Source organism: Bradyrhizobium sp. Bra64 (assembly GCF_024519875.1).
Taxonomy (GTDB): Bacteria; Pseudomonadota; Alphaproteobacteria; order Rhizobiales; family Xanthobacteraceae; genus Bradyrhizobium; species Bradyrhizobium japonicum_G.
Map to the genome: position 1 here is coordinate 20,520 of NZ_JALJRD010000024.1, position 13,283 is coordinate 33,802.

A 13,283-nucleotide genomic window follows, 5' to 3' on the forward strand; every position below is an offset into this window, starting at 1 on the left:
ATATATATATTATAGTCTCTGCTCCGATCCCTGATCAGGAAATCACCAGATGAAATTTTAGGCAGGAATTTATGATTGTATGCAAGGGAGTTAAGCAATGTTAACAGGTCTGGACGGGTGCATGACAAGAGCCGGGCGGTCTGCCGCCGACCCGCATTCATGCTAACCACGCGCTGACCGGAACGGCGTCGGCAGCGTGATTTCGCTGGCACCGAACTTGTATCGATTTGCCGCCAGGACCGCCGCTGCCGCGGTCCCATGAGATGGGAAGCTCGCCGAGATGGGTGCTGGTAACGCCGTTCAGACTGCATCGCTCGGCGAAGAGATCGTGCGTCGCATCAACGAGCTTGGTGCGATCTCGGAAGAAGGCGACAAGCTCACCCGCATCTATCTCACAAGAGAGCTGCGCACGGCTGCCGACCTCATCCTGAGCTGGATGCGCGATGCCGGCATGAGTGCGCATCTCGACGCGATCGGCAATGTCTGCGGGCGCTACGAAGGCGAGCGGCCGGGGGCGCCTTGCCTGATGCTTGGTTCGCACTACGACACCGTGCGCGATGCCGGTAAATGGGACGGACCGCTGGGCGTGGTGACCGCCATTGCCTGCGTCGCCGATCTCAACCGCCGCGGCAAGCGCCTGCCGTTCGCGATCGAAATCGTCGGTTTTGCGGATGAGGAGGGGGTGCGCTTCGCCTCGACCTTGCTGGGCAGCCGCGCGCTGGCCGGCACTTTTGACGAGAGCGTTCTGAACACGCGTGATCGTGATGGCGTGTCCATGCGCGATGCGCTCGTGCAGTTCGGGCTCGACCCCGATCACATCGGCGCGGCCGCGCGGACCCGGCGCGAGCTGCTCGCCTACCTCGAGCTGCACATCGAGCAGGGGCCTGTGCTGGAAGCCCAGAATCTTCCCGTCGGCGTCGTTACCGCGATCGCAGGCGCCACGCGCCTTGCCGCGCGGCTGACCGGCATGGCCGGTCACGCCGGCACGGTGCCGATGGCGCTGCGCCGTGATGCGCTCGCCGGTGCGGCCGAATGCATCGGCGCGATCGAGCAGTTCTGCCGGACCGACGCGAGCGGCCTCGTCGGCACCGTTGGTTACATCCAGGCGAGGCCCGGCGCGACCAACGTCATTCCGGGCGAGGTGTCCTTCACCATCGACATGCGCGCGCCGACCGACATGCATCGCAAGCGCGCGGTCGCGGATGTCGTCAGGCAGATCGAGGCGATCGCAAAGCGCCGTCAACTGGCGCTTCAGCTCGACGTCACCCACGAAAACCGTACCGCGCCTTGCGCGCCATGGCTCAAGGAGCAGATCGCGCAGGCGATCAAGGCGGAAGGTTTTTCCGGGTTCGAGCTGCCGAGCGGGGCGGGGCATGACGGCATGGCGATGATCGACATCGCCGATGTCGGCATGATCTTCGTCCGCTGCCGCGGCGGCATCAGCCATCACCCGGACGAGCATGTGGAGTTCGCCGACGCCGACGCCGGCGCGCGGGTGCTGCTGCGGGTGATCGAGAATTTTCGGCCGCGGGAAGGCTAAGTCGAGCCCGCAAGTCACCGGATGGAGATACGAATCAGGCACCATTGGAATGGCGACTGCCATTGCCGGGATCACGAGACACCAGCCGATTGACGCATATGAACAGCGACATCACTTTTCCATCGCATCGCGAAAACCGGTTCTATCGGGGGCTGGCGGCGACCTTCGTCGCCAACGCCCTTCAGGCGGTGAATTTTCTGGGCGATCGATTCCTGAGGAGGTCGCATCATTCGTTCACGGCCATCGAGGACCTTTACCGGCATTCGATGGACAGCGCCTTTTCGGTGTCCGAGTCGTTTCTCGTCACCGGCGCGCCGCACGCTTCCGCTTGCTACCCACGCGACTTCGCCTGGTTCTATCCTGATGTTCTCGACCCCGAAACCATCATGGATTCGCAGGACGCGGTCCGTCGGGTTCGGCTGCTCGACAAGAGCGTCCGCCTGCTGCTGGAGGCGGTTCGCGCCGACGTGGTCACGACGACCATCGTCCCGGCGGGGCGCGCCCGGTATCTCGGCGTGAACTATTTCTCGCGCCCCTCGGATACGCTGCTCGGCGTTCTTGCCGGCCTGCAGCAGATGATGAGCGCAGAGGGGAGGGCGTCACCCTATCTGGCGATGTCGCAATGTGCGCATGCCGGCCGCCTGCTGCTGGCCGAATACGGCGGCGATCTGAAGCGCGCGATCCTCCAACTCGCAAGCGAATTGGAGCCGTTCGATCATGACGGCATCCGGTATTTGCTGTGCGATGCACGCGCCCCGCGCTCTGCGGCAACCGACACCCGCGCGGAGCGCCGGCGGTTTGTCACTAATGCCTGCGTCTACACGACATTCATGTGGGGCGTACAGCTCGGAGTCATCGACGAGAACGAGTTGAAGCGGCTGCTCGGGCGCGACCTCGCGCAGTACAAGAGGGACCTGCTCCAGCTTTTCGGCAAGAGCGGTTATATCAGGCATTCCCTTGACGGCCCGGCAAGCTCGCCGGTCTCTTCAGTGGCCCTGGATTTCGTCAGTGTGCATCGCGGCTTCTGGGATATGAACGATGCGAGCGAGCGCGCGTTGTTCGCGGCCACGGCGGATCTGATCATTGCGGAGCCGCGCTTTCGCATCCCCAGCACGTTCCACTTCCTGGTGTCCGCGGATAATCCGCGGAACAAGATGATCCACAAGATCGCGGCTCCCGCCTACCAGGGACGTTCCTCCTGGCCGACGTTCAACGTCGAATTTGCCGATCGCATGCTCGACTACGACGAATTTTCAGGTCGCGACACTTACCGTGCCTGCGCCCAGGGAATATTGAGGGACATTCGGACTGCAACCGAGGTCCACGGCGGTTATCAGGAGCTGATCTCGGAACAGGGTCTCAAATATCGCACCTGGGCCTACAAGGGCGCGGTTGCTCACTCCTGGTTTCCGCGATTCCTGTCCGTCTGGAGGAGGGCATATGGAACGCCGCTCCTCCATTGGAATGATTGATCCGTCGGGCGCTATCCCGCCGTCACGTCCACCAACTCGCCGCCGTCGAGAACCTTGGCCGCCTTGGCGCGGTCGAGGTCACCTTCCCAGGCCGCGACGACGACCGTCGCCACGCAATTGCCGATGAGGTTGCCGACCGCGCGGGCCATGCCGATGAACCAGTCCACCGACAACACCAGCACGAGGCCGATGGCAGGGATGCTCGGCACCGCGTTGAGTGTTGCGGCCAGGATCACGATCGCCGAGCCCGGCACGCCATGAGCACCTTTCGACGTGATCAGTGAGACGCCGAGCACCAGCAGGAGATCGCCGAAGGACAGCGGCGTATTGGTCGCCTGCGCGATGAAGACGACGGCGAGCGTGAGGTAGATCGAGAAGGCATCGAGGTTGAACGAATAGCCGGTCGGGATCACGAGTCCGACGACGGAATCTTTCACGCCCATCCGCTCCAGCTTCTTCATGATTTGCGGCAGCACCGCATCGGACGAGGCGGTCGCGAGCACGATGGTCAGTTCCTCGCGCAGGTAAGCGAGGAATTTAAGGATGTTGCTTCCGGCGAGTGCCATCACGCCGCCGAGTACGCCCAGCACGAAGATGCCGACCGACACGTAGAACAGTGCCACCAGGGAGACGAGCTGCCTGAGTGAACCGACGCCGTATTTGCCGACGGTGTAGGCGACCGCGCCGAGCACGCCAAGTGGAGCAACGCGGACGATAAGCCCCATGACGCGGAATAGCACGGTGGAGGCGGCGTCGATCATCGAGGTGACGAGTTTGCCTTTCTCGCCGCCGACCAGTGCCAGGCCGACGCCGAAAAGCACCGCGAAAAACAGTACCTGGAGCACGTCGTTGCGCGACAACGCGTCGAAGGAGGTGGTCGGAATCACGTTGAGCAGGAAGGAGCCGATACCGCCGCCCTGAAGCTTGTGGGCGTTGTCGGCGTAGGCGTTGAGCGCCTTGGCATCCAGCGTCGAGGGATCGATGTTCATGCCATGGCCCGGGCCGAACAGATAGGCCAGGATGAGCCCGACCACGAGGGCGACAGTGGTCATCACCTCGAAATAGACCAGTGCCTTGACGCCGACCCGGCCGACTTTCTTGAGGTCGCCGGCGCCGGCAATGCCGTGCACGACGACGCAGAAAACGATCGGCGCCACGATCATCGAGATCAGCTTGAGGAAAGCGTCGCTGAGGATCTTGAGCGAGATGGCGAATTCCGGCGCGGCCACGCCGAGGATGATGCCGACCGCCAGCGCCGCGAGGACCTGGACGAACAGCGAGGTGTAGAGCGGCTTGCGCTCGGCGGTCGGGACCGCAGCAATGGTCGACATGGTGATTCCCCCGTTTTGACGACGTCTCGATCGTCAAAAGGAGCAACTACCGTGCCAGATTGTCGCGGTCTTGGCTGGAAATGCCTATTCGGCCGCCTTCGCGGCCTTGCCGAACATCCGAGTCGGCGCTGCGAAGCCGCAGGAGCTGCCGTCGGTGACCTTGACCTGATCCTCCCAGGGCAGGCGATAGGTGCCCGCGACCATGTCCTGCATGAAGGTGTAGGGACAGTCCATCGCGCCGCCCTTCACCGCGACGTAGCCGCGGTGCCAGAGCTGGTAGATGTTGTTCTCGACGCCCCAATTGATGCGGGCCTCGCGCACCAGATCGGGACGTATCTCGGCGGTGATGATCTCGTCGGCGCGCCCGGTGGTGCCATGCGCCAGCACGCTGCCGTCGAAATTCACGATCATGCCTTCACCCATGGAATCGAACGAGCCGTCGGAGCCACACATGCAGACATTCGCTGTGACCATCAGGTTCTGGAAAGAATTGGCCTGGTTGGTGAAGCGCCAGGCTTCGCGGATCGGTGCGGTATAGCCGGCGGTGCGGATCATGATCTCCGCGCCCTTGTAGGCGCATTCGCGCGCCATCTCCGGGAACATGCCGTCATGGCAAATGATCAGTGCGATCTTTGCGCCGTTGGGGCCCTCGATCACGGGAATGCCGACGTCGCCGGGCTCCCACGGCTCGACTGGAATCCAGGGATGGAGCTTGCGATAATAGAGCTTGATCTCGCCGTGGTCATCGATGATCAGGCCGGAATTGTAGGGGTTGCCGTGCGGGTTGAACTCCATGATGGAGAAGCAGCCCCAGATCCGGTTGTCGATGCAGGCCTTCTTGAAAGCCGCGACCTCAGGTCCGTCGAGCCGGCACATGATCTCGGGATTGATGTCCATCGAGAGCCCGTGCAGCGAATATTCGGGGAAGACCACCAGATCCATGGTGGAGAGATTGCGGCGGGCCTTGCCGACCATCCAGACGATGCGCTCGGTCTGCTTCGCCAGGTCGGCGCGGGTCACGACATTCGGCAACTGCAACTGCACCAGCCCGATGACGACGCCGTTGGGAGATTTGTTCAGCCCGCCAAGCCCGTTCATATTTAGCTCCCTTGCCGTCCGCGCGGCGCCTCTGCGCGCAGTTCTCGGCAGAGCAAATCCGATTTTGGTGAGGCGCAAAAGTCTATTTTTCAGGCGACGTGCGAAAGTCGGTCGCGCGAGGGCGCGTGGGCGCTCCCCTCAGGCGGCTGACGCCCCATTGTTGCGGCGGGGCGTGCCTCAAGTCTCGGCTTGACCCTCCAATCCGCTCAATGTCAGACTTATGACATGAGTACAGCAAAGCGACACATCGCCAGCCTTCGTGACGAGTATGCCGAGATGACGCGGCAGCGCATCGTTGCGGCTTTTGTCGAGACGCTGGAGGATGAGGCGGCTGACGACATCTCCATGGCCGCGGTGGCCAAGCGCGCGAAGGTGGCCGAGCGAACCATCTATCGGCACTTCAAGACCCGCGCGGAGCTGTTTGCAGCGGCCGGCGAATGGATCGAGGACAACGTCTTCAGCTACATTCCCTTCACTTCGCCCGACGAGCTGCCTGATATTTTCCGGAAGCTTTGCAAGCGGTTCGATCGTCATCCGCATCTGGCGCGCGCCATTGCGGTGACGCGGGCGGGCCGCCGCGTGCGCGCCGGATTCCGGCGGCACCTGATCGATCAGCATCGCAGGGCGATGGCGCCCCTGGTGCGACATCTCCCCGCGAAGGAGGTCCGCAAGGCGGAGGCGCTCGCGTCCTATCTCAACAACGTGCTGGCCTGGAATGCGATGCGCGAGGACTTTGGCATGTCCAGCGCGGAGATCGCCGATGCGATCGAGTGGGCGCTCAGGACCCTGTTGAACGATGTCCGTCAGCGCGATGCCGCTGCGGCACGGAGCGGCAAGGCCGGCAAATCGCCCCGCAAGCGAACCGCAACGTCGAAGGTGCCGGCGTAGAATGAGGCGAGCCATGAATGCGATACCCGACGACCTCCTGATCAACGCGCCTGATGAGATTCGCATCCGCCAGGATCTGGTGCTGACGGCGCTCGGCCGCCGTCCGGCAGATCGCTCCTTGCGGGTCGGCCGGCTGCTCGACGTGCACAGCCGCACCTGGAGCGATGATCAGGAAATCGTGTTCAAGGGCCGACGGATCGCATGGGTCGGGCCGGCCGGCAGTTATCCGGGCGAGGTCCGGGAGCGCGTGCATCGTCCCGACCTCGCAGCAGTTCCCGGCTTCGGCGAAGTCCATAAGCATATCGAAAGCTCGCATCTGACGCCGGAATGGGAAGCGGCGCTGGTGCTGCCCCATGGCAACACCTGGACGTGCGAGGCGAGCCATGAATTCTCCAATGTCAACGGCGCACGTAATCTCGAATTCTGGTTCGAGGCACGTCGTCGCGGATCGCCGCTGAAGATCTTTCCGCAACCGGGATCGGCGGTGCCGCCCACGGCGTATGAGTGGGGCGGCGGCTGGTATGGCCACGACGAGCAGGCGCGCTTCATGGCGGAGAGCCTGATGGTCACCGGACTTGACGAGGTGATGGACTGGCCCGCGGTCTGGAATCCGGAAAACCCGTCCTACAAACGGTTATGGGGCATGATCGAGGCCACGTTCGCGGCCCGCGGCGTCGTCGAAGGCCACGCCTCCGGTCTGCGGGACCTGCCATCCATCAACGCCTTCGCCGCGGCCGGCCTCGCCTCCGATCATGAAGTGCAGACGCCGGAGGAGACCTGGGACAAGCTCACCCGCGGCCTCTTCATCGAGTTGCGCGTCTACGCCATGTCCGAGATCGTCGCCTGGCTGCTCGCCAAGGGTCTGCAGGACTGGTCGCAGATCGCCTTCACCACCGACGACCGCAGCGCCAGCCATACGCTCGAGCTCGGCGCCAGCGATCACAACGCGCGGGTGGCGATCGAGGCCGGTCTCGCGCCGGAAGTCGCGATCCAGTGTCTTACCATCAATCCCGCGCGTCACATGCGCATCACGCCGTTCGTCGGCAGTCTCGCGCCGGGGCGATTTGGCGATGTTGTGCTGCTATCGGATGTCGCCAAGCTGACCATCACCGAGGTCTGGGCCGACGGCGCGCAGGTGTCCGAAGGCAAGCGCTATCTGGGCAGGGTCCCCGAAATCTCCTGGCCCGATTGGGCGACCAGGACGGTGAATATCAAGCGTACGATTGAGCCGAAGGACTTCGAGCTGCCGGCTGAACCCGGCCGCGCCACGATGAAAGCCGCCGTGATCCGCCCGTTCCACTGGCATCCGGAGTTCTACACCCTCGATTTGCCGGTGCGTGACGGCGCCGTGCAGCGCGATGAGAGCGAGGCCATCACCAAGTTTGCGATCGTCGATCGCTTCTCCGGCGACGGCCGGGTTGCAAAAATGTTCTGGCGCGGCTGCGGACCGCGCACGCCGGATACCGCGGTTGCCTGCTCGGTCGCGCACGACAAGCACAACATCTGGGTGGTCGGCTCGTCCGACGCTGCGATGGCCAAGGCCGTGAACGCGCTGGTCGAACGTCAAGGCGGATGGGCGCTGGTGCGCGAAGGCGAGCTCGTCGCCACCGTGCGGTTCGAGGTCGGCGGATTGATGAGCTGTCGCTCGGCGCAGGCGCTCGATGCGGAGATGCAGGCACTCTACGCGGAGGGCCGCAAGGTGGACTGGATGTACGAGCCGACCTTCCGTCCGCGCTGGTATCCCGGATTTCCCGAGCGCCTGATGTTCGCGACGCTGACCTGCGCGCCCTGGAGCTGGGTTCTGGTCGCGCCCTGCGAGCAGGCGCCGCTCGGATTTATCAACGTGCAGACCGGCGAAGCGCACCCGGTGGTCTGGTAGAGGAGCGACTGCGATGAACGAGATGACGCAACCGCAACCGGCTTCCGCGGAGCCGACGTCGAACCCGGCCCGTGGTTCGCTCGACCGCATCTTCCGCCTTACCGAGCGCGACACCAGCGTTGGCCGGGAAGTGATGGCGGGCGCGACCACGTTCGCCGCGATGGCCTATATCATCGCGGTGAACCCTGCGATCATGTCCAACGCCGGAATGGATCGAGCCGATCTCGTCAGCGCCACCGCACTTGCCGCCATCTTCGGTTCGGCGATGATGGGACTTTGGGCCAATCTGCCGCTCGCCGTTGCCCCGGCCATGGGCTCGAACGTCATCTTCACCTATGTGATCGTCAAGCAGATGGGCATGCCATGGCAAGGCGCACTTGCCATGGTTGCTTTCACCGGCGTCCTGTTCCTGATCCTCAGCCTGTCGAAGCTGCGCGAGCGCGTTGCCAGGGATGTTCCAGAGGCGTTGAAGATCGGCATCCAGGCGGCCGTTGGCACGCTCATTGTTTTCATCGCGCTTCGCGGCGCCGGTTTCGTGGTGCAGAATCCCTCGACCTATATTGCGATGGGATCGCTGCGCAGCCCATCGGTGCTGTTGACCCTGTTCGGTCTCTTGCTCACACCGGTACTGGTGGTGCGCCGGGTACCAGCCGCGCTGATCCTGTCGATTGCGGTGCTGACGCTGATCGGCCTTTTCGTTCCCGGCGCGAACGGCAAGATGGTCACGTCAGTGCCCTCGGCCATCATGTCGTGGCCGCGCTGGCCTACGAGCACCTTCATGGCGCTCGATTTCGGCTATCTCTTCAGCCATTTCATCGTGGCGTTGCCGCTCCTGTTCTACTTCCTTTGCGCCGAATTCTTCTCGACCCTCGGCACACTGATCGGCGTGACGGGCGCCGCCAATCTGCGCCGGCCCGATGGTTCGATCCCGAACGCCACCGCCGCATTTGCGACGGATGCGACGGCGTCAATCGTGGGGCCGCTGCTCGGTACCTCTGTCGTCACGGCCTATATCGAATCCATCACCGGCGTGCAGGCCGGCGGTCGCACCGGCCTGACCTCGCTGACGGTCGCAGCGTTCTTCTGCTTCGCGCTGTTCTTCTGGCCGGTCTTCGTCATCATCCCGCCGCAAGCCACCGCGCCGGCACTCGTGCTCGTCGGCGTCTTGATGATGCAGGGGCTCGCCCGCATCGACATGACCGATCTCGTCAATGCGGTGCCGATCGTGCTGACGTTGCTCGTTACCGTACTGACCAACAATCTGATCAACGGCATGGCCCTGGGCACGTTGAGCCATATCGCGCTGGAGGTCACGATGGGCCGGAGATCGCAGATTCCCGCGATGGTCTGGGGCCTTGGTGTGGTGTTCGTTGCCTACGCGATCGTGATCGCGCAGATATTCTAGATGCATCGACGTCGCGGAAGCCTATGCCGCGAGATCCAGTAGGCGACACGATCCGCGTACCAGCACCTTGCGGCCATTCGGCGTCATTGCAGGTACGCCGTCGCTGACGACGACAAGACCAAGCTTGACGAGGCTCTCGATGAGATAGGCCTTCGAGAGGCGACTGCTTGACGCCGGCTTGCGAAGTGCGCGCAAGGCTTCCCATTGCTCCGGCGAAAGATCGAAGTCGACGTCGTTGCTCATGTTGCCTCAAGCGATAGTACCGTTCGTGCGCCCCTGTTAGCGGCGCTGCGTGAAGACCGTGCGACGACAATGAGTCGGGAATTCGGTGATCTGTCTAGAACGCCTCTTCACGAATTGCCGCACTTCATTGCGCCACAACAGTTAAGATCGGTCGGGCGCGAATTTCGTCCCGCGCCGCGATCACACATTGATGATGAAGACTTGATATTGCGCCGCGAGCTACCGCGCTGCACGGGAAGCGCTGCTGTCCCATTCCGCGTCGCAATACGCACAGAAACCATGAGACGAAGGTTGCGGGACTCTGTTACGCTGATTCGCGGGGAATGGCTTCACACAGCAGGAGTGGAGTGCATGAACAGGCTGGTGGAAATTCGCAGTCAGGAATCCCTGTGCCGGGAGCGCGCCGCGCTCGATTCTGAGCGCCGGATCTTCTGGCTCGCGCAAGCCCAGGAATGGGAGCAGCGCGCGCTTGACGAGATCGCCTATCACTTCCGAGAGTGCAATGTGGCTCGGACGGAGCTTGCGCGAAACTGACGTCGGCAGTGACGTGAAGACTTACTGATAGGTCGCCACGATATCGGACACCGCGCGCTCGAGCTGCTGCGCGGTGGCGCATTGGCGGACGATGCTGCAAAAGGTCGCGTAGCGCGGCATTTCCGAATCGCCAAAGCCCCAGGCGAGCCGCCCCTCGGGATTGAGCCAGACCAGGCGCTTCGAGCGTTCGGAGACGCGGCGCAGGATGTCGGCGCGCGGGTCCAGATTGTTGCTGCGGGCATCGCCGAGCACGATCACCGTGGTCTGCGGCGTGAGCGTGCTCATGAAGTCCTTCTCGAAATCGACCAGCGAGGATCCGTAGTCGGACGATCCGAAGCCGACCTTGGACATGATCTCGGCCATCGCCTCTTCCGGCGACTTCTTCTCCAGGATCTCGCTGACCTCGATCAGATGCGAGGAGAAAGCGAAGGAGTGGACGTCGTCGACCGCCTCGTGCAGCGAGTGGATCAGGAGCAGGAAGAAATCCGAGACCTGCGCGACCGAGCCGGAGACGTCGCACAGCGCGACGATCTTCGGCCGGTCGCGGTGCTTGCGCTTCCAGGCGGTGAGGAACGGCACACCGCCCCAGGCCGCGTTGCGGCGCAGTGTGCGGCGAACGTCGAGATGGCCGCGGCGCTGACGCTTGCGCGGTTTCGAATAGCGCTCGCGCAGGCGCCGCGCGATCTGGCGGATCAGGGCACGCATCTCGGCGATCTGGCGCCGCTCGATGCGGGCCAGCGGTGCATTGCGCAGGATCTCGTTGCGGAGGTTTTCAGCCTCCTCGCGGGCATAGAGTGCAAGCCCCTGCGCAACGGTATCGCGCACGGCTTCCCGCAAGGCATCGAGCGCGGCCCGAAGCCGCTCGGCCAGTGCCGGGTTGGACGCGGTCAGCTCGTCGAGATCGTCGCGCAGGCGCTGGAGGCCCATGGCGTCGAGGATGCGGCTGGAGAAGATGCCGCGCTGCGTGGAGTAGCGGATGTCGGACAGGGAGGCTGCCCCGGAAGCGCTGGCGATGGCGGCGGCGACCGCATTGCGATCTTGCGACAGCAGCATCCGGGCAAGCGGGCCCAAGCCTTCGGGAGGCTGTCCTTCGCCCGCTTCGCTGGCCGAGCTGGACGAGGGCGACTGATCCGCATCCTGCGAGGCGGCGTTGCTGTCGGCCTCGGGCTGATCCTGCCGCGGCTCCGGCTGGCTGAAGAACAGATCGAAACAATCCCCGAGCGCGAGCTTCTCGTCCTGCGACTTGGCGAGGGTCAACAGAAGGGTGTCGCGCAGGATGGCGCGGTCGGACATGCCGACCTGCGCAACCGCGCGCATCGCATCGATGCTTTCGGCGGGCGAGACATGGACGCCGGCGCCCCGCGCCGCGCGGAAGAAACGATGGATGTTTTCGCGCATCGGCGTCAACCGAAGACGTTGGATCGTGCTGCCTTGGCAATGAAGGTCGTAATCTGAGGCTGGGCCGCCTCTATGTCGGCCTCGTATTTCAGGAGCACGTTGAGCGTGTCCTTGACGATGTCCGTGTCGAGCTCGGAAGCCTGGAGCAGCACCAGCACGCGCGCCCAGTCGATGGTCTCACTGACCGAGGGCAGCTTCTTGAGGTCGAGCGAGCGGATCTCGTGGATGAAGCCGACCATCTGCCGCCTTAGCGTCTGCGAGATGCCGGGCACGCGGCTCTCGACGATGCGCTCTTCGAGCCGCTGCTCGGGGAAGCCGATATGCAGATGCAGGCAGCGCCGCTTCAGGGCGTCGCCGAGATCCCGTTCGCTGTTGGAGGTGAGGATCACCGTCGGCGGCGTGATCGCCGAGACGGTGCCGAGCTCGGGGATCGTGACCTGGAAGTCGGAGAGGATTTCCAGCAGGAGGGATTCGAATTCCGCATCCGACTTGTCGATCTCGTCGATCAGGAGCACGCAGCCGCCCGGCTGTTCCAGGGCCTGGAGCAGCGGTCGTGGTTCGACGAACTCCTTGGAGAAGAACACGTCGCCGAAATCGTGGAGCTGCGCCAGTGCGGCGTGCAGCGTCTGCGCGCCGCCGAGAACTTCGCCAAGCTTGTCCTTGAGGATCTGCGTGTAGAGAAGCTGTTTTGCGTACTTCCACTCGTAGAGCGCCTTGGCCTCGTCGAGGCCCTCATAGCATTGCAGGCGGATCATTTTCATGCCGCGCCAGGCGGCGATCGCCTTGGCGAGCTCGGTCTTGCCGACGCCCGCGGGGCCCTCGACCAGAATCGGCTTCTCGATCTGTTGCGACAAATAGACGGCCGTAGCGATCTGCCGGCTCGCGATATAGCCTTGCGCGGCGAGGCCGCTCTCGACTGCCTCGATCGCGATCGAGGGCTTCTGTTCAGCCACGAAAGAGCGCTCCCAAAGGTCTTGCTTGGGGCTTGTTCTGCCTGCGTTCCCGGCAAAGAACAAGCCTCGTTTGGGAGACATCAGACCCGCACGGACGGCGCTTTTTCCGCTCAACGCAAATTCGGGGGCGACCGACCGGCCGCGCGATCAGTGCCGCAGCAGTTCCGGCTTGCGGATGGTCTGTCTGACCTCGGCGCCGCAATCGGCGCATTCATAGACGAAGTCGATCTTGGCAAGGCTCCAATGCGGTTCGACCTCCCGCACATACATCGGCAGGAATCCCATGCAGGACGGGCAAATCACAGGCGCGATCTCGATATCCTGATGATGCTGTACATAAGCTGGCATCTCGGCTCTCCTTCGCAGGCGACCACCAAACCCCGCACAAAGGCTACTGCCGGTCGGCCCAAGCCTGAGATCAACTCTTTCGAACAGAGGCGGAACGATGGGCGTTTGTCGTTCGCTGTGACATTCTTGTTACGTCGCTGTACTGTAAGGGGCGGACCAAATGCCTATTTCACAGGGTGATCCGCTTTCCAAGG

12 protein-coding genes are annotated in these 13,283 nt (G+C 63.4%); 6 read left to right on the forward strand and 6 right to left on the reverse strand.

The window, feature by feature from the left end; all coding sequences use genetic code 11:
- Positions 1-280 precede the first annotated feature (280 nt).
- A complete protein-coding gene (locus NR187_RS34000) occupies positions 281-1,540 on the forward strand; it encodes an allantoate amidohydrolase (protein ID WP_211384844.1) in 1,260 nt (419 codons plus the stop codon).
- A gap of 98 nt (positions 1,541-1,638) precedes the next feature.
- Complete coding sequence (locus NR187_RS34005; RefSeq protein ID WP_256809389.1) at positions 1,639-3,012, forward strand: hypothetical protein; 1,374 nt, start codon at positions 1,639-1,641, stop codon at positions 3,010-3,012.
- A gap of 11 nt (positions 3,013-3,023) precedes the next feature.
- Here NR187_RS34005 and NR187_RS34010 read toward each other — a convergent pair whose 3' ends face one another.
- Both NR187_RS34010 and NR187_RS34015 read right to left on the reverse strand, forming a co-directional pair.
- On the reverse strand, positions 3,024-4,343 hold the full coding sequence (locus NR187_RS34010) for a dicarboxylate/amino acid:cation symporter (RefSeq protein WP_256809390.1): 1,320 nt from the start codon (positions 4,341-4,343) through the stop codon (positions 3,024-3,026).
- An 84-nt stretch (positions 4,344-4,427) separates the two neighbouring features.
- Positions 4,428-5,441, reverse strand: a complete 1,014-nt coding sequence (locus NR187_RS34015; RefSeq protein ID WP_256809391.1) for a formamidase — start codon at positions 5,439-5,441, stop codon at positions 4,428-4,430.
- 225 nt (positions 5,442-5,666) lie between these two features.
- Here NR187_RS34015 and NR187_RS34020 point away from each other — a divergent pair, with 225 nt between their 5' ends.
- From NR187_RS34020 to NR187_RS34030, 3 genes are read left to right on the forward strand one after another with little or no spacing between them, the layout of a single operon-like run.
- Complete coding sequence (locus NR187_RS34020) at positions 5,667-6,329, forward strand: TetR/AcrR family transcriptional regulator (protein ID WP_256809392.1); 663 nt, start codon at positions 5,667-5,669, stop codon at positions 6,327-6,329.
- A gap of 1 nt (position 6,330) precedes the next feature.
- A complete protein-coding gene (locus tag NR187_RS34025) occupies positions 6,331-8,208 on the forward strand; it encodes an adenine deaminase (protein WP_256809396.1) in 1,878 nt (625 codons plus the stop codon).
- Positions 8,209-8,221: 13 nt separating this feature from the next.
- Positions 8,222-9,613 (forward strand): NCS2 family permease, encoded by a 1,392-nt coding sequence (locus NR187_RS34030; protein ID WP_211384850.1) that lies wholly within the window; start codon positions 8,222-8,224, stop codon positions 9,611-9,613.
- Between the two features lie 21 nt (positions 9,614-9,634).
- Here NR187_RS34030 and NR187_RS34035 read toward each other — a convergent pair whose 3' ends face one another.
- Entirely contained in the window at positions 9,635-9,856 is a 222-nt protein-coding gene (locus NR187_RS34035; protein ID WP_211384851.1) for a hypothetical protein, read from the reverse strand.
- Positions 9,857-10,207: 351 nt separating this feature from the next.
- On the opposite strand from NR187_RS34035, the gene NR187_RS34040 reads away from it, so the two are divergent.
- Entirely contained in the window at positions 10,208-10,390 is a 183-nt protein-coding gene (locus NR187_RS34040; RefSeq protein WP_256809397.1) for a hypothetical protein, read from the forward strand.
- Between the two features lie 21 nt (positions 10,391-10,411).
- Here the strand turns inward: NR187_RS34040 and NR187_RS34045 are convergent, their stop codons facing one another.
- From NR187_RS34045 to NR187_RS34055, 3 genes are all read right to left on the reverse strand, one after another.
- Positions 10,412-11,788 (reverse strand): VWA domain-containing protein, encoded by a 1,377-nt coding sequence (locus tag NR187_RS34045; protein ID WP_256809398.1) that lies wholly within the window; start codon positions 11,786-11,788, stop codon positions 10,412-10,414.
- A 5-nt stretch (positions 11,789-11,793) separates the two neighbouring features.
- A complete protein-coding gene (locus tag NR187_RS34050; RefSeq protein ID WP_211384854.1) occupies positions 11,794-12,741 on the reverse strand; it encodes a MoxR family ATPase in 948 nt (315 codons plus the stop codon).
- Positions 12,742-12,888: 147 nt separating this feature from the next.
- Entirely contained in the window at positions 12,889-13,089 is a 201-nt protein-coding gene (locus NR187_RS34055) for a hypothetical protein (RefSeq protein WP_211384855.1), read from the reverse strand.
- Between the last annotated feature and the right edge of the window lie 194 nt (positions 13,090-13,283).